Raw genomic sequence first — 21,947 nt, 5'->3', positions numbered from 1 at the left:
CCGGGCAGGTCGTACGGTGTGGCGACCGCCATGGCCACACCCGCGAGCGCTGCTCCCGCGGGCGCCGCGACCGGGAGCACCGCTCCGCCGATCCGGCCGCACGCGTAGCCGGCGGCCACCGCGAGCAGTGCCAGCAGCATGCCCTCGGGCCTGGACTCGCGGCCCGAAGCGGTGATCAGGGCCCATGCCGCGCAGCAGCCGAGGATGACCATGCCGGTGGCATCGGCGGCGCCGCCGCGCTCGCGCGTGACAGGTCCTGCGACAGACGGCGCCATCCCGTCGACCCCCCAGCTCGGACGGGCTCCGCTCGCGGCGTTCGGCACGCCGCCCGCGGGCACATGGATGGCGACACCGTAACGGCTGTGACGCCTGGCTGTGGAGTCCCCGGCAGGACCGATGTGCCGGATGTGCCCGGAGGGAACCCTTCCGCCCGGACTGCCCCGGCCCGTCCGAGCCGCCCCGGCCCCGGGCTTGTCCGCACGCACGAGCCGTGGCGGCCCGTCCGAGCCGCCCCGGCCCGGCTCGTAGCCGTCCGGGTCCGGCCCTTCCGCCCGGCCCCGACCCGGCCCCCGTCCACCGGACGTATCCCATCCGCGAAGTCAAGATCCCGGATGCCGCTACGCTCGACCCATGGCGATCCCCGACTTCATCCTCGCGCTCCGCGCGACCGCCGGCCATCAGCTTCTGTGGCTTCCCGGCGTCAGTGCCATCGTCTTCGACGACGAGGGGCGTGTGCTGCTCGGACAGCGTGTCGACACCGGCAGATGGGCCATCATCGGAGGCATCTGCGAGCCCGGAGAGCAGCCCGCGGCGACGGCTGTGCGCGAGGTGTTCGAGGAGACGGCGGTGCACTGCGTGCCCGAGCGGGTCGTCCTCGTCCAGGCACTGGACCCCGTGGAGTACGCCAACGGTGACCGGTGCCAGTTCATGGACATCACGCTGCGCTGCCGGGCGGTCGGCGGCGAGGCCCGGGTGAACGACGACGAATCGCTGGACGTGGGGTGGTTCGCGCTGGACAGCCTGCCGGAGCTGGAGGACTTCGCCCTGATGCGGATCAAGCAGGCACTGGGCGACGGCCCGGCATGGTTCGAACCCACGGCCGCCCTGTGAAGCATGCGCGGCGGCCGGATCGGCCGGTGTCCGCCGTCGCCCGCTGACATCCGTCGAGCGCGGATGTCCCCCGGCCGCTCAGCGGGAGCCGCCCGAGGTGCGAAGGCGCAGGCCGTGCGGCAGCGTGGATCGCGGAGGACATCCATCCGCACCGACAGGAAGGCTGGTCCCATGCGTGAGCGAACAGGCGGCCGTCATGGCACCGCCGACAAGATGAAGGGCAAGGCCAAGGAGAAGACCGGCAAGATCACGGGCGATGAGCGCACCCGCGGCGAGGGCCGGACCGAGCAGATGAAGGGCAAGGCCAAGGAAGCCCTGCACGACGTCAAGGAGAACCTGGCCGGTGCCAAGGACTCCCTCAAGGGCAAGGGTCGGCGCAAGGCGCACTGACCGGTCTCCCGTACAGCCGCGCGGTCCGGGTACGAAACCGGGCCGCGCGGGCAGGTGTCTTCATGCCCAACCATCGGGCCATCGACGAGCGGCCTGTGACAAGCAAGATGCCGCGTCGCGCGGCACCGCCCGTAGGAGGCATGGTGGACAGCGTCGTCCATGGATCACACATGGACATCAACGGCGTGCGGGCGCAGGCTGGTCGGGGCGGGGCCTGATCCCTGCTGGGAGCCGGTCCGGCCAGGTGGCATCGGCCTCGAGAGAGGAAAGGCATCCGGTGAGCGGCGCGCGCGTGCGACGGCTGGTTCGGTACCCGATCAAAGGCTGCGCCGGGGAGGACATCGACAGTGCCTCACTGTTCCCAGGACGCGGCCTACCGGGGGACCGGGTGCTGGCCATCGCGAACGGGCATCGCCCGGTGCCGCACGCGGGGCACTGGGCTCCCACCGAGACCTTCGCCCGGCTGACCACCGACACCGGGCTGCTGCGGCTGGGAGTCGGCTTCGACGACGCCACCGCCACCGTGACCCTGCACCACCCGGGGCGGGCCCCGGTGACCGTGTCGCTGGATCAGCCCGAAAGCCGTGAGGACGCCGATGCGCTGCTGCGTCAGTGGTTACCGGCCGGTCCTCACGGCGGGCCCGAGCTGGTTCGCGCCGATCGCGGCTATTGGGACGACCGGACCGGCGCCGTCTCGCTGATCAACCTGGACACCGTCGATGCGCTTGCTGAGGCGATCGAGGCACCGGTCGATCCGTTGCGCTTCCGCGGCAATCTCTACGTGTCCGGGCTCGGCGCGTGGGCGGAACTGTCCCTCCCCGGCGAACGTATCCGGCTCGGCGAGGCCGAACTCGACGTACTGCACCCGATCAACCGGTGTGGGGCCACCTGCGTCAACCCCCTCACCAGCGAGGCGGACCTCAACATCCCCGCCGCGCTGATGACCCGCTTCGGGCATCTCTATTGCGGTGTCCGGGCCCGCGTCATCACCCCCGGAACGGTACGCACCGGTGACCGGCTGATCCGCACCCGGCACCGTGGGAGCCCTCGTCCGCCCACAGCGGGCCTGCCGCCCGAGCACTGGCCGCGACCTGCCCGCATCGTCGCGCGCGAGGCCGAATGCGACGACGTGGTGAGCATCTGGGTGCGCGATCCGCTGCAGCAGCTGCGCGCCCCCCACCGAGCCGGGCAGCACCTGCGTATCCACATCACCGACGACCGAGGACCGCTCTGGCGTTGCTACACCATCTCCGGAGCCCACCACGGCGACCTGCGCATCAGCGTCAAACGCCACCCCGACGGGCGCATGTCACGGTGGCTGCACCGCCATGCCCGCGTCGATGCGACGCTGCTGGTATCCGGCCCGCACGGGACCCTGACCGCCGACTCCGACTCGTGCCCCGCTCCCGAGTCCGGTTCCCGCCCGCCGCTGCTGCTCGCCGGGGCCGGAATCGGCATCACCCAAACCCTCGCCCTGTTGCACGCCGCGGCGGAGGAAGACCCCGGCCGCCCCATCGTGCTCTGCCACACCGCCCGCAGCGGCCGGCGGCTCGCTCTGTGGGAGGAAGCCCGTACAGCGATCGCCAACCTGCCTCAGGGACACGCGCAGTTGTTCCTGACTCATCCCGAACGGGGCGATCTCACCCGGTGGAACGCCACGGCCGGTCACCCCGATATCGGTGATGTCGCCGCACCGCTGGTCGACTTGCCGACGGCGACCGCCTATCTCTGCGGACCCTCAGGGTTCATGGACGCCGCTCGCACCAGCCTGATCCGCCGAGGGCTGCCCGCCGGCGCCGTTCATCAGGAGACGTTCGCCTCGCCCGGCGCTTCCTCCCAGGCGTTCGTGCCTCCGCCGTCCGGCCCGTTCCGTGTGTCCTTCACGGTCAGCGACCGCCACGCGGACTGGACGCCGGACCACGGCACCCTCCTCGACCTCGCCGACACCCTCGGCATACCGGCCCCCTCCGGATGCCGCGTCGGCGCCTGCCACCTCTGTCAGCAACCCGTCGGTAGCGGAAGCATCACCCACACCACGCCGCCGGCCCTGCCGCCGAATCCCGGGAACGCGCTCCTGTGCTGCGCCGTTCCCACCAGCGACCTCCGCATCCCGCTGTAGCCCGCCGATCGACCGATGCGCCGGTCGCTGAGGACCAAGCGGCCCGTCGCCGCCGGTGGCGAGGGAGATTGCGGGCCCTCGGCTACCCGGAGGCGGGGTGCGACGGCACGGTTTCGGGAGGCAGCCGGGAGTGTGCGCGCGATCCCATCGTGCGCCTCCGCGCCGGTGCGGGGAGGCGCACGCGGCACTAGCGTCGCGTGCAGTCGATCCACCGAGAACCAGGGAGGTCCGGATGCCGGTCAGGAGCCGAACAGCCGTCGCCGTCGCGGCGGCGGCGGGGGTGGCGCTGCCCGCGCTGTACGGCGCGGCTGTGGGCGCCATGGTGCGCTACAACGCGCGGCGGCTGGGCGAGGGCGACCTCGAACCGCAGCTGCGCGCGTACGCCGACGACGTACGGTTCGTCTTCCCCGGACGGAGCTCCTGGGCCGGGGAGTTCCGCGGAAAGCGGGAAGTGGAGAAGTGGCTGCGGCGGTTCGTGGACGTCGGGCTGAAGATCGAGTTCGACGACGTCCTCGTCTCCGGAGCACCCTGGGCGACGCGGCTCTGTCTGCGCTTCCACAACTACTGCGAGGACGAGAAGGGCGAGATCGTTTACACGAACGAGGGCACGATCTACGGGCACGCGCGCTGGGGCAGGCTCACCCACTACGTGGTCTTCGAGGACACGCAGCGGGGGGAGGAGTTCGACACCTACCTCGCCTCGGTGGGCAAGTGACGCACCCCTCCCCGCCGAGCCGGCCCGGCTGAAGCGGTCCCGGCGCCGGAAGGCGCGCTTCCGTACGAGCTCAGCGGCCCCAGCGGAGCCCATGGGTCGCCACGGGCGCGTCGTAGAGCCTCAGCAGCTCCTCGTCGACCTGGCACAGCGTGACCGAGCAGCCTGCCATGTCCAGCGACGTGACGTAGTTGCCGACGAGTGCACGGGCCACACTGACCCCGCGCTCGCCCAGCACCCGGTGGACCTCGGCGCTGAAGCCGTACAGCTCCAGCAGCGGTGTCGCGCCCATGCCGTTGATCAGGGCGAGCACCGGGGAGTCCGGGCGGAGATCCTCCAGGACGGCGTTCACGGCGAAGTCCGCGATCTCACGGGAGGTCATCATCGCCCGCCGCTCCCGGCCCGGCTCGCCGTGGATGCCGATGCCCAGCTCCAGCTCGCCGGGCGGGAGGTCGAACGTGGGGCTTCCCTTCGCCGGGGTGGTGCAGGCGCTCAGCGCCACTCCGAAGCTGCGGGAGGACTCGTTCACCTGCCGGGCGATGGCCTCGACCCGCTCGAGCGGTGCCCCCTCCTCGGCCGCGGCGCCCGCGAGCTTCTCCACGAAGAGCGTCGCCCCGGTGCCGCGCCGTCCCGCCGTGTAGAGGCTGTCCGTCACCGCGACGTCGTCGTTGACGAGCACGCTGGCGACCTGGATGCCCTCGTCCTCGGCCAGTTCCGCGGCCATGTTGAAGTTCAGCACGTCGCCCGTGTAGTTCTTCACGATGAACAGAACGCCCTTGCCGCTGTCCACGGCCGCCGCCGCACGAGCCATCTGATCGGGCACGGGCGAGGTGAAGACCTCCCCCGGACACGCGGCGTCGAGCATCCCCGGCCCGACGAAACCGCCGTGCAGCGGCTCATGCCCCGACCCGCCGCCGGATACCAGCCCGACCTTGTCCGCCACGGGCGCGTCGCGCCGTACGATCACGCGGTTCTCGATATCGACCGTGAGCTCCGGATGGCTGGCGGCGATCCCGCGCAGCGCATCGGTGACCACGGTGTCCGGCACGTTGATCAGCATTTTCATACGGCTGCTCCGTCCGAGGCGGGCAGCTGCCCGTCCTGACCTCGGCTCCAGCAGGTCAGGGCAGCTGCGGAGGGTATTCGGTCCTGGTGCTTCCTGGGCGGGCCGGGCGGTGCGGCGGGCCTGCCGACCCCATGCCGACCTCCTGCTACCCACTGCCGACTTTACGCTCGACGCGCTGTCCATGGGCAGGACATGCACGCCGCCGAGGCACCGCACAGACGGAGGGGCGGCCGCAGAAAGGCCGGGGCCGCCGCCCCCCGTCCGAAGGACCGCGCCGTACGGTCCTGCCCGCTCAGTGCCTCCACCGCACCGGATCCCCGGGCTCCCCAGGACGTGAGCGGGCCGGAGGAGGGGCTCAGGGACGGACCGACGGCCCGCGCGGCGCCCGGGGTACGGCCGCGGCCCCAGCCGAGAGAGCACCTCCCGGTAGCCGTCGGCCGGACCCGGTGTGCCGGCCGGAGCCCGGCCCCGCCCGCGGCCGGCACCCGGCGGTCGCCCGCACGGACGCCCGGCGACCGCGCGTGGCGCGCGGCGCCCTGCCCGGCCCAGGTACCGGAGGAGATCGCCCAGGCCGCGCTGGGCTGCCGCCTCCGGTGAAGCCGCCGCAGGTCAGCTCACGTGTGGCAGCGTCCCCGGCCGCGTGGAGACTGGGCACGGTGGTGGAGCAGTCGTCGCCGGTGATCCGGATGCCTCCCATGCCGCGCACGGTGCCCTCGGCCGGCAGGGTGACGGCGAAACGGTCGGTGAAGGGGTTCACGCCCAGCCGGTCGAAGGTGAGGAAGACGTGTGGTGGGTTCAGGCTCCGGCGGACAGCCGGTTCACGGGCCTGGGCAGCCCGTAGTGTGCGCGCAGGGTGCGCCCGGTGTACTCGGTGCGGAACAGTCCGCGGCGCTGGAGGATCGGGACCACCTGGTCGACGAAGTCCTCCAGTCCGCCCGGCAGATGAGGCGGCATGATGTTGAACCCGTCGGCCGCACCCTCGGTGAACCACTCCTCGAGCTGATCGGCGACCTGCTCGGCGGTACCGGCGACGACCCGGTGGCCGCGGCCGCCGCCGAGACGGGCGATGAGCTCGCGCAGGGTGAGCCCGTCGCGCCGGGCGAGTTCGGCGACCAGGGTGAAACGGCTCTTGTTGCCGTTGATGTCCCGCTCCTCGGGGAGGTCGGGCAACGGACCGTCCAGCGGGAGGCCGCCGAGGTCCACCTGGAGCATCGACGAGAGCTGCTCCAGCCCGTACTCCGGAACCTGAAGCTCCGTCAGCTCCTGTTCGAGCTCACGGGCCTGTGCCTCGTCGTCGCCGATCACGGGGCAGATGCCGGGGAGGATCTTGATGTCCTCGGGGGCGCGGCCGTGCCGGGCCAGCCGCGACTTCAGGTCCTTGTAGAAGGTCTGGCCGTCGGCCAGTGTCTGCTGGGCCGTGAACACCGCCTCCGCGTACCGGGCCGCGAACTCCTTGCCGTCCTCCGACGACCCGGCCTGGACGAGCAGCGGGTAGCCCTGCGGGGAACGCTGCACATTGAGCGGGCCCTCCACACCGAAGAACTCGCCCGTGTGCCGGATGGGCCGGACCCTGCCGGTCTCGGCGTAGACCCCGCGCTCGCGGTCCAGGACCACGGCGTCGTCCTCCCAGCTGTCCCACAGCTTGGTGGCGACGTCGACGAACTCGCGGGCCCGGTCGTACCGCCGGGCGTGCTCGAGGTGCTCCTCCTGACCGAAGTTGCGGGCCTCCTCGACACCCGCGGAGGTGACGATGTTCCAGCCCGCCCGGCCGCCGCTGAGGTGGTCGAGGGAGGCGAACTTACGGGCGGTGTGGAAGGGTTCGTTGAAGGTGGTCGAGACGGTGGCGATCAGGCCGATGTGCTCGGTGACGGCGGCGAGCGCCGACAGCAGGGTCAGCGGTTCGAAGCCGCCGAGCACGTTGTGCCGGGCGTTGCCGCGCAGGGCGAGACCGTCGGCGAGGAAGACCGAGTCGAACTTCCCGCGTTCGGCCGTGAGCGCCAGCTCCCGGAAGTACGTCAGGTCGGTGGCGCGCTCGGGACGGGTACGCGGATGGCGCCAGGCGGCGTCATGATGCCCGGCGTTCATGAGGAAGGCGTTGAGATGGAACGTCCGGGTGTCCTCGCTGCTCATGGCTGTCCTTGAAGGTCTGCGGGTGCGGGCGCACCCGGGAGGAGAACGGGAGTGTCAGCTGCTGCTGGGCAGGCGCCAGGCGGTGAAGCGGCGCTCCAGGGACACCAGGAGGAGGTTGAACCCCACGCCGATGGCGGAGATGGTGATGATCCCGGCGTACATGTCCGGGATGGCGAAGTTGAACTGTGAGGAGTTGATGAGGAAGCCGAGTCCGGCCTTGGCGCCGACCATCTCGGCCGCCACCAGGATGAGGATGGAGAATGACCCGGCCATCCGGATCCCGGTGAACACGGTCGGCACGGTCGCCGGCAGGATCACCTTCTGGAAAAGCCGCGGCGCGGGCAGGTCCATCGACTTCGCCAGCTTGAGCAGGGTCGGATCGACATTCCGCACGGCGCTGATGGTGTTGAGCAGGATCGGCCAGGTGCAGGCGTAGAAGACGATGGAGATCTTCGAGGTCTCGCCGATGCCCAGGATCAGCACGAACACGGGCAGCAGCGCGAGCGCCGCGGTGTTGCGGAAGACCTCGAGCAGCGGATTGAGGAGGTCGGCGACCGGCCGGTACCAGCCGATCAGCAGCCCGAGCGGTACGGCGACGGCGACGGCCAGCCCGAAGCCGCTCAGCGAGCGCACCAGGCTGGCTTCGAGATGGGTGGCGAGCTGCCCGTCGGCCAGGAGCTCCCACCAGGCCTGTACGACCTCCGACAGGGGCGGCAGAAAGGTCCGGTCGACCAGACCGAGGCGTGGTGCGGTCTCCCACAGCGCCAGGAGGGCCGCCACCGCCACCGTACGGGTGACGAGGGCGAGAAGGACGCTCCGCACCCGGCCGCCCGCGGTGGACGGGACGGCCGGGGGCCGGGCGGGCACCGGCCTCCGCGGGGCGGGGACGAAGGGTTTCGCGTCGGTACGGGTGGTGGTGCTCATACGGGAACGACCTCCCTCTCCAGTTGCTGGGCCCGGGTCACCTCGTCGCGCAGCAGGCTCCAGATCTCGTGCCGGTAGTGCGCGAACCCGGGGGTGGACCGCAGATCGTCCACGTCCGTCCTGGACTCCAGACCGATCGGGACCACCTCCTTGATCCGTCCGGGCCGGGAGGTGAGCACCGCCACGCGCTGCCCGAGATAGACGGCCTCGTCGATGCCGTGGGTGATGAAGACGACGGTCCTGCCCGTGCGCTCCCAGATCCGCAGCAGTTCGTCCTGCAGGGACTCCCTGGTCTGCGCGTCCAGCGCGGCGAACGGCTCGTCCATGAGAAGGACCTCGGGGTCGTAGGCGAGGCTGCGCGCGATCGCCACCCGCTGCTTCATGCCGCCCGAGAGCTCGTGCGGGTGATGGTCCTCGAAGCCGGACAGGCCCACCAGGTCCAGGTAGTGCCGGGCCAGCTCGGCGCGCTCGCGGCGGGGAACGCCCGTGGCCTCCAGCCCGAACGCGACGTTGCCCTGGGCGCTGCGCCAGGGCAGCAGCGCGTACTGCTGGAAGACGATGCCCCGGTCGAGGCCGGGACCGGCCACCGGCTCGCCGTCCAGCAGGATCTGTCCGGTGGTGGGCTTCGAGAGACCGCCCAGAAGGTCCAGCAGGGTGGACTTGCCGCATCCGCTGGGGCCGACCAGGACCACGAACTCGCCGGGGGCGACGTCGAGGTCGATTCCCTCCAGTGCGGTGAAACCGTTCTGGCCGACGGCCGGCCGGGAGCCCGTCCGGGCGCCTGCCTTTCCGCGCACCGGAAAGACCTTGCCGACATTCCGGAGACTGAGTTTCGCGGTGGTCATGATGAGTGACTCCCCTTCTTCCGGTAGCCGTTGAAGTCATTGGTGTAGGTGTCCGCCGGCTTCACCTGGCCCTTCTCGATCTGCCCACGTTCGGCCAGCCAGTCGGTCCACAGCGAGAACTGCCGGTCGGCGAGGCGGCCGCCGGTCTCGGCGACGCCGAAGGACTTCCAGTACTTGAGCGCGGCGGAGTCCTCGTTGCGACGGCGCTCCTTGACGATCGCGGTCATCCGCTCGATCACCTTCTCGGGTGGAGTGGTGCGTGACCATTCGATGGTCTGGGCGACACCCGTCACGAAAGTCCGTACCGTGTCCGGGTTCTGCCGGATGAAGCGTTCGGTGAAGACATACGAGCCGGCGGTGAAGTCGCCCAGCAACTGGGTGTCGGTGAACAGGGGCCGGACGCCTCCGTTCTCCAGAGCCTTCTCGCGCAGAATGTCGCCGAGCACCGCGACATCGATCTGGTTCTTGTGCAGCGACTGCTCGGTGTTGACCGGAGGGACGACCACCCGCTCGACCTTCTTGCTCTCCGCCTCGGACAGGCCGTGCTTCCTCAGATAGATGTCGAGCATGGCCTCGGAGTGGGCACCGAGGGTGTTCATCCCGACCTTTTTCCCTATCAGGTCGCGCGCCGACCGGATGGCGCTGTCCTGTCGGACGAAGAAGCCGTTGTAGGCGTCCTTGTCGGAGCCGTAGTAGCCGATCACGGCCTTGATCGGTGCCTTGGCGGCAATGAGCTTGACCACCGCGCCGTTGAACGCGCCACCGAAGTCGGTCTGTCCGGTCGCCGCGGACTGAATGTCCTGGGGGCCGCTGATCGTGTTGCCGACCCAGTCCAGCTTCACATCGCCCAGATGGCCCAGATCCTGGGCGAGTTCGGGCAGCGTGACCTGGCCGGCCCAGCCCTGGTATTTGAGCTTCTTGGTGCCTCCCTTGTCGGCGGTCGCCGTGCCGCAGCTCACGGCGACCGCGGCGATGCCGAGAAGGCCGAGAAACTCTCTTCGAGGAGTGCCGGAAAGCATGAGAAAGACCCTTTGCTGTCATGGAGCGTGCTGGAACGAACGCACCGCGGAGGAACGCACCGCGGGTCCGCGGCGGCGTATGCAGGCGTGTGTGAGATGGGGGAGTAGGGGAGTACCGCTGACTACGGATCAGCCCCGGCGCAGAGCGGCAGCTTCAGTCACGGACGACGGCGGGAGCAGGGAAGCACCCGCGGACGCGCTGGCCGAAACCATCGTTCATGGCGTGTGGTTCATCGCCGTTCGGGGCCGGAACACCTGACCGGAGCAGCGGGCAGCAGGAAGATGAGCCACATCGGAACGAGCCACTTCGAGGGGCCGGAATCCCGAAATGCGCGGGCAAGCAGGGGGAAATGGCCCCGGCTCAGCGACCGGCGGCACAGATGGCGCTGGCGTGACGTCGCAGATCGACGTGCAGGCGCGCGACAAGGCTCGCAGCTTGACTCACGCGAAGGAGCATCCCAGCACGCTCGTTCGGCGTCAATGATTCTCCGATCCGTCTCGCATAGCGGATTTTGAGCCATTCACTCCAGGGGCCGGGGGTGCACAGGAGTGGCCTTCCGGCACGCGGTACGGCGGTGGTCAGCTCCCGGGAGGCTCGCCGGCCACCTGGGCGATGAGGTGCGCGGCGTCCGACCGGAACGCGGACTTCCCCCGGGCGATGAGCCGCTCCCGCGCCGGGCCCGGACGGATGAGTACGTCCACCGCGGACAGCAGTTCGTCGGGGCACGGGGCGAAGAGGGAGAGCCCCGCCGCGGCCATCTCCCGTACGCCGTGGGCGCCATGGCCGGGGATGGGGCGGTAGCCGATCACCGGGAGTTCCGCCGCGAGCGCCTGTACCGCGGTCTGCCCGGCCGCGTTGTCCACCAGCACCCCGGCGGCCGACATCAGGGCCAGCATGTCCTCCACCCAGCCCAGGGCCAGCACCCCCGGCAGACGGGACGCCCGCCGGCGCAGCCGCTCGTCCCGGGCGCAGAGCAGGACCGGGAGCCGGCCGTGCCGTACCAGCTCCACGGCCGTCGCCTCCAGGGCGGAGCCCACCCCCCACGCGCCGGTCGAGAGCAGTACGGGCGGACGGCCGGGAGCGTGGCGGGCGAACGTCTCGCTCCACTGCCGTGAGGGCGCACTGCTCCCACCCGGCGCGTGGAAGTGCGGGGGCACCACCGGGCCGGGTGCCGCGGCCGGCCGGCCGGTTCCGGCGCGCGCCGCCCGCGCCGCTGCCTCGGTGACACAGAGATGCATGTCGTTCCCCGGGTGCAGCCATCCCCGGTGCACGGCGAAGTCGGTGACCACGACGGCACTGGGAATCCCCAGAGCCCCACGCGTCCGCAGCCGGCCGGTGACCTGGGCCGCCAGATGGAAGGTGGAGACGACGGCATCGGGCCGCCAGCGGTCCGCCACCTCACGGACGCGGCGTTCGGCCACAGCCGCCAGCGGGGAGACATCGGGCCTCTTCCCGGGCCCGCCGGAGAGGAAGGCGCGGTAGATCCCCGCGTAGATCCGGGGGGCGTGCCGGACCGACGCGCGGTAGAACGAGCGCAGGGCCGGTCCCGCACCCGGCGGCAACAGCGTGAGAAGGTCCCGCTGCAGAACGGCGTGGCCGCGGGCGCGCAGCCGGCGCGCGAGTTCGTCGGCCACCACATCGTGACCCGCTCCCATGCTCGCGCTGATCAGCACGAATCGCCGTTCCACACGCATCGCCGTTCCCTGAGACTCCCGATGCCGACGGCACGACACGGCCCAAGGGCTGGATGCCGCACCGGGACGGGGCCCAATCGACCTGTTCGGGTGGATACGGCCGCGTCGGTGAACAGGCGGCCCGGTCCGGTAGCCAGGATTCTGGAAGGACCACGCCCTGCCTTTCCCAGGATCCGGAGGATCGACGATGCTCGACAGATCCCGCCGCGCGCCCGGGACCGGCACGCAGCGACCGGTGGCCCTCATCACCGGCGCGTCCTCCGGTATCGGGGCCGCCGTGGCGGCGCGGCTCGCCTCCGAGGGCGCCTGGCGGCTGCTGCTCAACGGACGGGACGAGGAGCGGCTGGCGGAGGTGGCGAAGAGGACGTCGGGCACCCCCCTGTCCGCCGACCTCACCGACGCCCGCAGCCGGGCGCGGCTGGTCGAGCAGGCCCTGGACCGGGCCGGCCGGGTGGACGCTCTGGTCGCCGGAGCGGGGATCGGCTGGGCAGGCCCGTTCACGGAGATGCCGGCCGAGGCCATCGACCGGATCCTGTCGGTCGACCTCGCGGCGGCGCTGCACCTCGTACGGCTCGTGCTGCCCGGGATGGTGGACCGGGGGGCGGGGCATGTGGTCCTGATCGGCTCCATGGCGGGGTGTGTGGGAGTGCGGGGGGAAGCTGTCTACGCCGCCGCGAAGGGGGGACTCATGAGCTTCGCCGACAGCCTCCGCTATGAGCTCGGCCCTACGGGGGTCCGGGTGTCGATGGTCCTGCCGGGCGCGGTGGACACGCCGTTCTTCAGTCGCAGAGGGGTGCCGTACCACCGGAACAGACCGCGTCCGGTGCCTGCGGAACGGGTGGCGGGAGCCGTCCGGTCGGCCCTTGTCTCCGGACACGACGAGCTCTTCGTCCCGTCCTGGCTCGGCATGCCCGCACGCCTTCACGGGCTGGCCCCCGGAGTGTTCCGTACGCTGGCCAGACGCTTCGGTTGAGGGACGGGGCCCCGGCGTGCTGACGGCGCTCTCGATCGTTCTGGCGCTGCTCGCAGCCGCGGGCAACGCCGTGGCCTCGGTGCTCCAGCGCCGGGCGGCGGCCGACGAGAAGCCCGGCGCAGAGGCCCCCCGCTTCTCCTGGCTCCTCCGGCTGGTGCGGAGGCCCGTCTGGCTGTGGGGAGCCGGAGTGCTCGGCCTGTCGGCGCTGTGCCAGGCGGCCGCTCTCGCCACGGGGCCGCTGGCGGTGGTGCAGCCCGTGATGACGACGGAACTGCTGTTCACCCTGGTGGTGGGAAGCCTGGTCTTCCGCAGCCGGCCCGATGCGCGCACCCGCTGGGCGTTCGTGGCCATGGCCGTCGGGCTGGCGGTCTTCCTGGGGCTGGCCTCGCCGTCGGGCGGCCGTGGGACGGTCCCGGCGGGCCGGTGGATCCTGGTCGCGGTGACCGTCTCGCTCGTGGTGCTGGTGCTGATCGCCGTGGCACTTCGGCTGCCCTCCGCACCGCGGGCCGCCGTGCTCGGCACCGCGACGGCGATCGGATTCTCCTGCACCGCGGGGTTGATGAAGGATGCCCTCGGCCGACTGGACGACGGGCCGGCCGACCTGGTGACGGCCTGGCAGACCTATACGGCCATCGGCGTCGGACTGGCGAGTTTCCTGCTGCTCCAGGCGACCCTTCGGGCCGGCACGCTCGTGGCGTCCCAGCCCGCCCTCACCCTGGGCGACTCGCTCCTCAGCGCCGTCCTCGGCGCCCTGCTCTTCGACGAGCACATCGCCCTCGGCATCCGGGCGCTGCCCGAGGCCGTGGCGCTGGCCCTGCTCGTCCTGGGCAGCGTGCAACTGGCCCGGTCCCCGGTGGTCTCGGGTGCGGGAGAGGAGATGTGGTGAACGCGGTTCCGCTCCGCCGGGCGCTCCTCTGCGGGGCCCTCGCCACGGGGGCATGGCACATCGGGCCCGCGGCCACCTGGCTGCCCGCCGTGCGCGGGGCCCTGTGGCCCGCGCTGGACGGGCAGGGGGCCCGGGGGCATGTCGCCCTCACCTTCGACGACGGCCCCGACCCGCGGAGCACCCCGTACTTCCTGCGGGCGCTGGACCGGCTGTCCGTCCGGGCGACGTTCTTCGTCCTCGGGAGCGCACTGGAGCGACACAGCCCCCTGGGACGGGACATCGTGGCCCAGGGCCATGAACTCGCCGTGCACGGCTGGCAGCACGAGCACCCCTGGTACCCCCGCCCCGTGCGCGACGTCCACGACCTGAGGCGCACCGTCGAAGCGGTCCGCCGTCTCACCGGGGAACGACCGCTGTGGTACCGCCCTCCGTACGGCATCCTCACCGGAGGCCGCTGGGCCGCCGCGCGGCAAGCCGGGCTCCGGCCGGTGCTGTGGTCGGCCTGGGGCCATGACTGGACCGCGTGGGCCAGCCCCGACACCGTGCTCTCGGAGCTGACCAGGACGCTGCGGGGCGGGACGACGGTGCTGCTGCACGACTCGGACCGTACGGGCGCCCGGGGTTCGTGGCGCGCCCCCCTGGGCGCGCTTCCCGACCTGATCACGGCATGCCGGGCACGCGGGCTGACCGTCGGACCGCTCCACGAGCACGGACTGCCCCGAGCGCGCCGGCCCGCTGCTCCGGCAGGCGGGATGCCGCTGTTGTGGCGCTGACGGCCGCCCGCGGGTGCCGGCCGCCGGAAGCTGCCTGGCCCGGAAGAGCCCACTGCCCCCCGTAGTCCCCAAGGGGCTCCGGCGGCGTGGCCGGGACGGCGCCGTTCTCGCAACACGCCGTAGCCCGGCACGCCGTAGCCTGATACGTATCGGGAGGTGCGGGCCATGCGCGACGCCGACCCGGGCCTGTTCGGCCCCAGCTCGGTCACCTGGCAGATGCACGCCGACCCCATGATGTGGATCGCCGGAGTGCGCGCCCTGTACCTCCAGGCGCTGCACCCGCGGGCCGTCCGAGGCGTCATGCAGAACAGCGACTTCCGGGAGGACGCCTGGGGCCGGCTGCGGCGGACCGCCGACTTCATCGGCACCGTCACCTACGGCACCACCGACGCCGCGGAGAAGGCCGGCGCCCGGGTGCGGAACATCCACCGGCACCTCACCGCCGTCGATCCGGACACCGGCCGGCGGTACGGCGTCGACGAGCCCGCACTGCTGCTCTGGGTGCACTGCGCCGAGGCCGACTCCTATCTGCACGTCCTGCGCCGCTCCGGGTTCCCGCTCAGCGACCGCCAGGCCGACCAGTACATCGACGAACACCGTGCGTCGGCCCGCCTGGTCGGCCTCGACCCCGACGAGGTCCCCGCCGACACCGCCCAGCTGGCCGCCTACTTCGAGAAGATACGGCCCGAACTCGCCGCCGGACCCGAGGCATACGAGGTCGACGCCTTTCTGCGCCGCCCTCCCGTTCACCCCTTGCTGGCTCCGGCGCGTGAACTTCTCTGGCGGCGCGTCGCATCACTCGCCTACGCCGCGCTGCCGCCGTACGCCCACGAGCTCTACGGCCGCCCCGCCCCTGTCCCGGGGACCGTCACCCGACGGCTGCGCACCACAGGGAACATCCTCCGTGCCCTGCCGCTCGACGCGCGCTGGAAGCTGCCACCAGCCCATATCGGCAAGGCTGTCGCCCGGCTGGGCCCCGACGCCCGCCCGTCGCCCTACAAGCTGCGCAGACAGGCCGCCATACTGGACGCGCCGGGGAGGGCGCAGCGAATCGACAGGGGCGGCGGCACACAATGGGGGAGACGAGGCTGATCCACGGCCGGTACCGGCTGCTCGACGTGATCGGGCGCGGCGGCATGGGCGAGGTGTGGCGGGCGCGCGACGAATCGCTGGGCCGCCATGTCGCCGTCAAGTGCCTGAAACCGATGGGCTCGCAGCACGACCCGGCCTTCGCGGGGGTCCTGCGCGAGCGGTTCCGGCGAGAGGCGCGGGTGGCCGCCGCACTCCAGCACCGCGGGGTGACCGTCGTCCATGACTTCGGCGAGGACGACGGTGTGCTCTATCTGGTGATGGAGCTCCTCGACGGGCGCAACCTCAGCCAGCTGCTCCAGGACAACAAGCAGCATCCCCTGGCAGTTGCCGAGGTCGTGGAGATCACCGAGCAGGTCGCCGCCGCGCTCGCCTACACCCACCGGCAGGGGATCGTGCACCGCGACCTCAAGCCGGCCAATATCATGCGGCTCACGGACGGCACCGTGAAGATATGCGACTTCGGCATCGCCCGCCTCGCCCACGACATCGGCTTCAGCTCCCGGCTCACCGGCACCGGCATCGCCATGGGCACTCCGAACTACATGTCACCCGAGCAGATAGCGGGGGAGGCGGTCGACCACCGCAGCGACCTCTACTCGCTGGGCTGTGTGCTGTACGAGATCGCCACCGGGGCACCGCCGTTCGACCTCGACGACGCCTGGGCTGTCCTGGTCGGGCACCGTGACACCCCGCCCGAGCCGCCGCGCAGGCACCGCCCGGAACTCCCGGTATCCCTCGAACGGATCGTCCTCGACCTGCTCGCCAAGGACCCCCGTGACCGTCCCCGCGACGCCACCGACCTGGAGGAGCGGATCGCCTCCGCCCGCTACGCGCGCCCCGGTTCCGGACCGGCGAAGCGGCCGGCGCCCCTGGCGTCGGGGCTGCCCGCGGCGGTGGCCGGGCGGCCGGAGGCGCTCTCCCCGTCCCCCGGCCGGGCGGCCCTCACCGCCGGGGACGGCTACGACCGTGCGGGTGCGGGTGCGGCTGGTCCCGGCTGGGCCGCCGGTGAGGGTCCGGGGTGGGGCGCGGGTGCGGGTACCTTCCCCGGGCCGCCGGGCGCGAGGCCCGCCCCGGACCGCCTCCCCGGCTGGGCCCGGGGCATGACCACCGGTTCCAAGGCCCAAGCCGGCCGCGGCCCGGGCACCCCGCCGCCCGACCCCTCGGCCGGGCTCACCGGAGAGTGGACCGGCCGCACCGACCCCTGGCGGCCCGGGCTCCTCCCGTCCGAACACGACCGTCCCACCCCGCCGCCCGAGCTGCTGACCGTACTCGCCAAGCGGCACAACGCCGGGCTGAAACTGGGCCGGCTGGGCCGCTGGGAGGAGGCCGGGGAGGTGCACCGCTCGGTGGCCGCCGAACGCGAGCACGCCCTCGGCCCCGACCACCCGGACACGCTCGCCAGCCATTACGAAATCGGCTTCACCCTCAGCAGGCTCGGCCGCCCCGCCGACGCGCTCCGGGAGTACGACCGGGTCGCCGCGGGACGCGAGCGGGTCCTCGGCCCCGAGCACCCCGACACGCTCGCCGCCCGCCAGGAGACCGCGTACGTCCTCGGCCAGCTCGGCCGGCACTTCGAGGCCCACCAGGTGTACGCCGCCGTACTCGCCGTACGCGAGCGCACCATGGGCCCCGACCACCCCGCCACCCTGCGGTGCCGGCACAACCTCGCCTACAACCTGAGCAGACTCGGCAGGCTGGAGGACTCCTACGCGATGGCCCGCGACGTGGCCGCCGCCCGCGCCCGCGTCCTCGGCTCACAGCACCCGGACACCCTCGTCACCCGCTATGAAGTCGCTTACGTCCTCGGGCAGTTGGGTCGCTGGAACGATGCTCTGCAGGCCTACCGGGAGGTGGCCGAGGCCCGTCGGCAGGCCCTCGGCCCGGAGCACCCCGACACGCTCGCCGCCCGGTACGAGGTGGGGATCAGCCTGGGGCGGCTGGGCCGCAGCGCCGAAGCGCTCGGGCTCTACCGCGATCTGGTCGACGACCGTACGCGAGCGCAGGGCCCGTCCGACCCCGAGACGCTGCGCGCGCGCCACGGCCTCGGTGTCAATCTCGGACGGCTCGGCCGCTGGGAGGAGGCGCTCACCGAGGCACGGGAGGTGTGCGCTCTCCGCGAGCGCGTGCTCGGCCCCGATCACCCCGATACGCTCGTCAGCCGCCGCGAGGTGGCCGTCTGCCTCGGCTGGCTGGGCCGCTGGGCCGATGCCCTCACCGTCTACCGCGAGGTCGCCTCCGCGCGTGAACGTGTCCTGGGTGCGGACCACCCCGACGCTCTCACCAGCCGGAACGACGAGGCGCACTGTCTGGAGCAGCTGGGCCGCTCCGCCGAGGCGGTCGAGCTCTACCGGCGGGTGGCCGCCCTGCGTCAACAGCGCGGTGCTCAGCGCCGGTAGGCCCTGGCCGGGACCTCCGCCCTGTCGGACCTCCGAGCGCTCCGGTGCCTCCGGCCCGTCGGAGGCCCCGCGGCTCAGGCCCTGGGCCCGAGGCGCCACGGCGTGTTACCAAGGGGCATGCCTGGTCAGGACTCGTACGACGCAGTGATCATCGGGGGTGGCCACAACGGCCTCACCGCTGCCGCCTACCTCGCTCGCGCGGGCCGTAGCGTGCTCGTCCTGGAGCGGCTGGACCACACCGGCGGGGCCGCGGTCTCCACCCGGCCCTTCGCGGGGGTCGACGCCCGGCTCTCGCGCTACTCCTACCTGGTCAGCCTGTTGCCGCAGAAGATCGTCCAGGATCTGGGGCTGCGGTTCGAGGTGCGCAGGCGCGGTGTCTCCTCGTACACGCCGGCCGAGCGGGGCGGCCGGGCCACAGGTCTGCTGGTGCACCGTGCGGACCGGGAGCGCACCCGGGAGGCCTTCGCCCGGCTCACCGGATCCGACCGTGAGTTCGCGTCCTGGGAGCGCTTCTACGGCATGACGGCGCGGGTGGCCGAGCGGGTCTTCCCCACGCTCACCCAGCCGCTGCCGACGCGTACGGCGCTGCGTGAACGGGTGGGGGACGAGACGGCCTGGCAGGCACTGTTCGAGCAGCCGCTCGGCATCGCCGTCGAGAACGCGTTCGACGACGACCTGGTGCGCGGTGTCGTCCTCACCGACGCGCTGATCGGCACCTTCGCGGACGCGCACGACGAAACCCTGCGGCAGAACCGCTGCTTCCTCTACCACGTGATCGGTGGGGGCACCGGCGACTGGGACGTGCCGGTCGGCGGGATGGGCGCGCTCACCGACGCGCTGGCCGGCGCGGCGCGTACGGCCGGCGCCGAGATCGTCACCGGGCATGAGGCGGTCGCCGTCGCCACGGACGGCACCCGCGCCGAGGTCACGTACCGCGGCCCCGACCGGGAAGGGACGGTGGCCGCCCGCCAGGTGCTCGTCAACGCCTCGCCCCAGGCACTGGCGGGGCTGGTCGGAGACGAGCCGCCGTCGCCCGGGCCGGAGGGCGCCCAGCTGAAGGTGAACATGCTGCTGCGCAGGCTGCCGCGGCTGCGGGACCGCGATGCCGACCCGCGCGAGGCGTTCGCCGGGACGTTCCATATCGCGGAGGGGTACGGGCAGTTGGCGGCGGCGTACCGGCAGGCCGCGGCGGGGGAGCCGCCGAGTGCCCCGCCCTCGGAGATCTACTGCCACTCGCTGACCGACCCCTCGATCCTCGGCCCGGAGCTGGTGGCACAGGGCTACCAGACGCTGACTCTCTTCGGGCTGCACACCCCGGCCCGGCTGTTCGAGCGGGACCACGACGCTGTGCGTGACGAGCTCCTGAAGTCCACGCTCGAACGGCTCGACGCCTGCCTCGACGAGCCGATCACCGACTGCCTGGCGACGGACGCCGACGGCAGGCCCTGCATCGAGGCCAGGACGCCGCTCGACCTGGAGCGCGATCTGGGTCTGCCCCGCGGGAACATCTTCCACCGGGACCTCGCCTTCCCGTATGCGACGGAGGAGACGGGCCGATGGGGCGTGGAGACCCGGCACGCCAATGTGCTGCTGTGCGGTGCGGGAGCGGTACGCGGCGGTGGGGTGAGCGGCATCCCAGGCCACAACGCGGCCATGGCGGCGCTGGGCCGGTGAGCCGCCGCGCGGCAGGGGCCCTGCTCCGCGGCGCCCGCCCCGCGGGCAACACGGACCGGTACGGGTAGGTGGGCCCGGCCGGGCCCACCTACCCGTACGGGCGGCATCAGCCGTGGGGTCGACATCCGCGCCCGATTTTCCACGCGCTGCGCTCCCACCACCTGTCCCGGCGGTGGGCAGGTGCGTCCGGCGGATCACCCTGCCTTCCGGTGGTGAGCCTTCCGGATTCCGGGCAGGAACACCATAAAGGTTGAAGCTCCAATCAACCGGATGGGAGGGCCCGGAAATGCCTCAGCCCCAAGGAGCCGCACTGGAGGCCGTACGGGCACGCCGCGAGGAACTGCGTGCGCGGTATCTCCACGGTCGCCCCGCCCGGCCCGCGACCACCGCTCGCGGCATCCACCATGTCGCCTTCATCTGCCGTGACGTCGAGGAGACGATCCGCTTCCACCAGGAGTTCCTCGGCTTTCCCCTGGTCGAGATCGTGGAGAACCGCGACTACCGCGGCTCCACGCACTTCTTCTTCGACATCGGTCACGGCAATCTGCTGGGATTCTTCGACTTCCCCGGCCATGACCATCCGCCCTTCACCGAGACGGTCGGCGGGGTCCAGCACCTCGCGCTCTCGGTGAGCGACGAGCAGTACGCGGCTGCCCGCACGGCGCTCGACGCGGCGGGTGTCGCCTACGTGGGCCCGGACCGCGGGGTGGAGGAGAGCCTCTATCTGCACGACCCGAACGGGGTCCCGATCGAGCTGTACCGGGAACGACTGGGTGTCTTCAACGGCACCCCCCTCGTGGATGACGCACGCTGAGCACCGCCCGCCGACCACGGAAAACGGTGCAGGCTGTCCGCCGCCGGATCTCGGTGACGATCGTTTCACCCCTAATTGCTCGGGAACGCGTGGGGGCGTAAGGGAGCAGACCGAGCACGAGCAGTCCTGAGAGGACGTGACGACAGTGAAGGTAGCCTTCCTCGTGGCCCCCGAGGGTGTTGAGCAGATCGAGCTGACCGACCCGTGGCAGGCCGTGACCGACGCGGGCGGCACACCGGAACTCGTCTCCCCCAAGTCCGGCCGGATCCAGGCCTTCAACCACCTCGACAAGGCGGACACCTTCCCGGTGGACAAGACGGTCGGCCAGGCGACCGTCGAGGAGTACGACGGCCTGGTGCTGCCCGGCGGGGTCGCCAATCCGGATTTCCTGCGGCTCGACCCGAAGGCGATGGCCTTCGTCAAGGGCTTCTTCGACGCCGGAAAGCCCGTCGCGGCCATCTGCCACGCGCCGTGGACCCTGGTCGAGGCCGATGTGGTGCGCGGCCGCGTCCTGACCTCCTGGCCCAGCCTCCGGACCGACATTCGCAACGCCGGCGGCACCTGGGTCGACGAGGAGGCCAACGTGTGCACGAACGGACCGAACACCCTGGTCACCAGCCGCAAGCCGGCTGACCTCAAGGCGTTCAACGAGACCTTCCTCGGGGAGTTCTCCAAGGTCCCCGGCTGAACGGACACCCCTGAGCGAGGACGCCGGAGGGAGAACCCGGAGAGGGCCAACTCCGAGCCCGGGGCCCGGCCCCAGGCCCGGAGGCGTCGACAGCCCGTCGCTCCCCGGTCCCCGGCCTGCGCCCCAGGGCGTCCGCCGCGACAGCGCGAGCCCAGCGGTAGTCCGCCTTGCCGCTGGGCGAGCGCTGTATCCGGGGGACGATGACCAGAGCGCGCGGGGCCATGTGGCTGGTCGGCGCCGATTCGCCCGGGGAGTGATACGTCCGCGGCCTGTGCGGCACCCGCACCGCTCGCTAGGCTGACCGGGTAGACGAACCGGGAGGAGCACGGACGTGGCCGACAGCACCACACAACAGCCGCTGGCGGAGTTCAAAAAGCCTCAGCTCGATCTGAGCAACGCCGAGTGGCAGTCCAGCAGCCAGGGGACGGGTGATGTGCAGATCGCCTTCATCGAGGGCTATATCGCGATGCGGGACGGCCGTAATCCGGAGGGCCCGGCGCTGATCTTCACTCCGGCCGAGTGGCGCGCGTTCGTCCTCGGCGCACGTGACGGCGAGTTCGACCTCACCTGAGGGCTCACCTGATCAGCTGAATCCGCGCGTCGGGCCGCGGTGCCCCAGTCTGGGGGACACCGCGGGACGA

Annotated in this window: 19 protein-coding genes and 2 pseudogenes; 13 read left to right on the top strand and 8 right to left on the bottom strand. The window is 71.9% G+C overall.

The features are described 5' to 3' along the window. Positions 1–212 (bottom strand): annotated as a pseudogene (locus ACTWQE_RS28100) (O-antigen ligase family protein); the annotation flags it as partial. Between the two features lie 418 nt (positions 213–630). Between ACTWQE_RS28100 and ACTWQE_RS28095 the strand changes: the two are divergent. The 4 genes from ACTWQE_RS28095 to ACTWQE_RS28080 all read left to right on the top strand — a co-directional run bounded on the left by ACTWQE_RS28095 (position 631) and on the right by ACTWQE_RS28080 (position 4,334). Beyond that, positions 631–1,110: an NUDIX hydrolase gene (locus ACTWQE_RS28095; protein ID WP_443331866.1), complete on the top strand. Its 480-nt coding sequence runs from the start codon at positions 631–633 to the stop codon at positions 1,108–1,110. A gap of 171 nt (positions 1,111–1,281) precedes the next feature. Next, positions 1,282–1,500 (top strand): CsbD family protein, encoded by a 219-nt coding sequence (locus ACTWQE_RS28090; RefSeq protein WP_443331865.1) that lies wholly within the window; start codon positions 1,282–1,284, stop codon positions 1,498–1,500. A gap of 277 nt (positions 1,501–1,777) precedes the next feature. Next, complete coding sequence (locus tag ACTWQE_RS28085; RefSeq protein WP_443331864.1) at positions 1,778–3,619, top strand: MOSC domain-containing protein; 1,842 nt, start codon at positions 1,778–1,780, stop codon at positions 3,617–3,619. A gap of 232 nt (positions 3,620–3,851) precedes the next feature. Beyond that, entirely contained in the window at positions 3,852–4,334 is a 483-nt protein-coding gene (locus ACTWQE_RS28080; protein ID WP_443331863.1) for a nuclear transport factor 2 family protein, read from the top strand. Positions 4,335–4,404: 70 nt separating this feature from the next. Here the strand turns inward: ACTWQE_RS28080 and dhaK are convergent, their stop codons facing one another. From dhaK to ACTWQE_RS28050, 6 genes are all read right to left on the bottom strand, one after another. After that, positions 4,405–5,397 carry a dihydroxyacetone kinase subunit DhaK gene (dhaK, locus tag ACTWQE_RS28075; protein WP_443331862.1) on the bottom strand — a complete coding sequence of 331 codons (993 nt, stop codon included), beginning with the start codon at positions 5,395–5,397 and terminating at the stop codon, positions 4,405–4,407. A gap of 795 nt (positions 5,398–6,192) precedes the next feature. Next, positions 6,193–7,527 carry an LLM class flavin-dependent oxidoreductase gene (locus ACTWQE_RS28070; protein ID WP_443331861.1) on the bottom strand — a complete coding sequence of 445 codons (1,335 nt, stop codon included), beginning with the start codon at positions 7,525–7,527 and terminating at the stop codon, positions 6,193–6,195. Positions 7,528–7,581: 54 nt separating this feature from the next. After that, a complete protein-coding gene (locus ACTWQE_RS28065; protein WP_443331860.1) occupies positions 7,582–8,451 on the bottom strand; it encodes an ABC transporter permease in 870 nt (289 codons plus the stop codon). After that, positions 8,448–9,296 (bottom strand): ABC transporter ATP-binding protein, encoded by an 849-nt coding sequence (locus ACTWQE_RS28060; RefSeq protein WP_443331859.1) that lies wholly within the window; start codon positions 9,294–9,296, stop codon positions 8,448–8,450. The genes ACTWQE_RS28065 and ACTWQE_RS28060 overlap by 4 nt, the downstream gene beginning before the upstream one ends. Continuing rightward, positions 9,293–10,315 (bottom strand): ABC transporter substrate-binding protein, encoded by a 1,023-nt coding sequence (locus ACTWQE_RS28055; RefSeq protein WP_443331858.1) that lies wholly within the window; start codon positions 10,313–10,315, stop codon positions 9,293–9,295. The genes ACTWQE_RS28060 and ACTWQE_RS28055 overlap by 4 nt, the downstream gene beginning before the upstream one ends. Before the next feature lie 579 nt (positions 10,316–10,894). Then, complete coding sequence (locus tag ACTWQE_RS28050; protein ID WP_443331857.1) at positions 10,895–12,010, bottom strand: MGDG synthase family glycosyltransferase; 1,116 nt, start codon at positions 12,008–12,010, stop codon at positions 10,895–10,897. A gap of 187 nt (positions 12,011–12,197) precedes the next feature. Between ACTWQE_RS28050 and ACTWQE_RS28045 the strand changes: the two genes are divergently transcribed. The 8 genes from ACTWQE_RS28045 to ACTWQE_RS28010 all read left to right on the top strand — a co-directional run bounded on the left by ACTWQE_RS28045 (position 12,198) and on the right by ACTWQE_RS28010 (position 21,306). Beyond that, complete coding sequence (locus ACTWQE_RS28045; protein WP_443331856.1) at positions 12,198–12,983, top strand: SDR family NAD(P)-dependent oxidoreductase; 786 nt, start codon at positions 12,198–12,200, stop codon at positions 12,981–12,983. 19 nt (positions 12,984–13,002) lie between these two features. After that, the gene (locus ACTWQE_RS28040) at positions 13,003–13,869 is read left to right on the top strand and encodes a DMT family transporter (RefSeq protein WP_443331868.1); all 867 of its coding nucleotides are present in this window, start codon (positions 13,003–13,005) and stop codon (positions 13,867–13,869) included. Beyond that, positions 13,866–14,642, top strand: a complete 777-nt coding sequence (locus ACTWQE_RS28035; RefSeq protein ID WP_443331855.1) for a polysaccharide deacetylase family protein — start codon at positions 13,866–13,868, stop codon at positions 14,640–14,642. Before ACTWQE_RS28040 ends, ACTWQE_RS28035 begins: the two co-directional genes overlap by 4 nt. 165 nt (positions 14,643–14,807) lie before the next feature. Beyond that, entirely contained in the window at positions 14,808–15,734 is a 927-nt protein-coding gene (locus tag ACTWQE_RS28030; protein WP_443331854.1) for an oxygenase MpaB family protein, read from the top strand. After that, positions 15,716–18,130, top strand: a complete 2,415-nt coding sequence (locus tag ACTWQE_RS28025) for a tetratricopeptide repeat protein (protein ID WP_443331853.1) — start codon at positions 15,716–15,718, stop codon at positions 18,128–18,130. Before ACTWQE_RS28030 ends, ACTWQE_RS28025 begins: the two co-directional genes overlap by 19 nt. Positions 18,131–18,247: 117 nt before the next feature. After that, positions 18,248–19,804 carry a phytoene desaturase family protein gene (locus ACTWQE_RS28020; RefSeq protein WP_443331852.1) on the top strand — a complete coding sequence of 519 codons (1,557 nt, stop codon included), beginning with the start codon at positions 18,248–18,250 and terminating at the stop codon, positions 19,802–19,804. 286 nt (positions 19,805–20,090) lie between these two features. Next, positions 20,091–20,618 (top strand): VOC family protein, encoded by a 528-nt coding sequence (locus tag ACTWQE_RS28015; RefSeq protein ID WP_443331851.1) that lies wholly within the window; start codon positions 20,091–20,093, stop codon positions 20,616–20,618. 145 nt (positions 20,619–20,763) lie between these two features. Next, positions 20,764–21,306: a type 1 glutamine amidotransferase domain-containing protein gene (locus ACTWQE_RS28010; RefSeq protein WP_443331867.1), complete on the top strand. Its 543-nt coding sequence runs from the start codon at positions 20,764–20,766 to the stop codon at positions 21,304–21,306. Here the strand turns inward: ACTWQE_RS28010 and ACTWQE_RS28005 are convergent. Next, positions 21,263–21,523 (bottom strand): annotated as a pseudogene (locus ACTWQE_RS28005) (hypothetical protein); the annotation flags it as partial. The gene ACTWQE_RS28010 and the pseudogene ACTWQE_RS28005 sit on opposite strands and share 44 nt — an antisense overlap. A gap of 114 nt (positions 21,524–21,637) precedes the next feature. Here ACTWQE_RS28005 and ACTWQE_RS28000 point away from each other — a divergent pair. Beyond that, positions 21,638–21,877, top strand: a complete 240-nt coding sequence (locus tag ACTWQE_RS28000; protein WP_443331850.1) for a DUF397 domain-containing protein — start codon at positions 21,638–21,640, stop codon at positions 21,875–21,877. Positions 21,878–21,947: the final 70 nt, after the last annotated feature.

Origin of the sequence: Streptomyces sp. 8N706, from assembly GCF_052245415.1 — a bacterium.
Classification (GTDB): Bacteria; Actinomycetota; Actinomycetes; order Streptomycetales; family Streptomycetaceae; genus Streptomyces.
This window is presented reverse-complemented; position numbering and strand designations above follow the sequence as displayed.

Coding starts and splice junctions, on each gene's coding strand:
- ACTWQE_RS28095 (WP_443331866.1), top strand. CDS start 631: ATGGCGATCCCCGACTTCATCCTCGCGCTCCGCGCGACCGCCGGCCAT.
- ACTWQE_RS28090 (WP_443331865.1), top strand. CDS start 1,282: ATGCGTGAGCGAACAGGCGGCCGTCATGGCACCGCCGACAAGATGAAG.
- ACTWQE_RS28080 (WP_443331863.1), top strand. CDS start 3,852: ATGCCGGTCAGGAGCCGAACAGCCGTCGCCGTCGCGGCGGCGGCGGGG.
- dhaK (WP_443331862.1), bottom strand. CDS start 5,397: ATGAAAATGCTGATCAACGTGCCGGACACCGTGGTCACCGATGCGCTG.
- ACTWQE_RS28070 (WP_443331861.1), bottom strand. CDS start 7,527: ATGAGCAGCGAGGACACCCGGACGTTCCATCTCAACGCCTTCCTCATG.
- ACTWQE_RS28065 (WP_443331860.1), bottom strand. CDS start 8,451: ATGAGCACCACCACCCGTACCGACGCGAAACCCTTCGTCCCCGCCCCG.
- ACTWQE_RS28060 (WP_443331859.1), bottom strand. CDS start 9,296: ATGACCACCGCGAAACTCAGTCTCCGGAATGTCGGCAAGGTCTTTCCG.
- ACTWQE_RS28055 (WP_443331858.1), bottom strand. CDS start 10,315: ATGCTTTCCGGCACTCCTCGAAGAGAGTTTCTCGGCCTTCTCGGCATC.
- ACTWQE_RS28050 (WP_443331857.1), bottom strand. CDS start 12,010: ATGCGTGTGGAACGGCGATTCGTGCTGATCAGCGCGAGCATGGGAGCG.
- ACTWQE_RS28045 (WP_443331856.1), top strand. CDS start 12,198: ATGCTCGACAGATCCCGCCGCGCGCCCGGGACCGGCACGCAGCGACCG.
- ACTWQE_RS28030 (WP_443331854.1), top strand. CDS start 14,808: ATGCGCGACGCCGACCCGGGCCTGTTCGGCCCCAGCTCGGTCACCTGG.
- ACTWQE_RS28025 (WP_443331853.1), top strand. CDS start 15,716: ATGGGGGAGACGAGGCTGATCCACGGCCGGTACCGGCTGCTCGACGTG.
- ACTWQE_RS28020 (WP_443331852.1), top strand. CDS start 18,248: ATGCCTGGTCAGGACTCGTACGACGCAGTGATCATCGGGGGTGGCCAC.
- ACTWQE_RS28015 (WP_443331851.1), top strand. CDS start 20,091: ATGCCTCAGCCCCAAGGAGCCGCACTGGAGGCCGTACGGGCACGCCGC.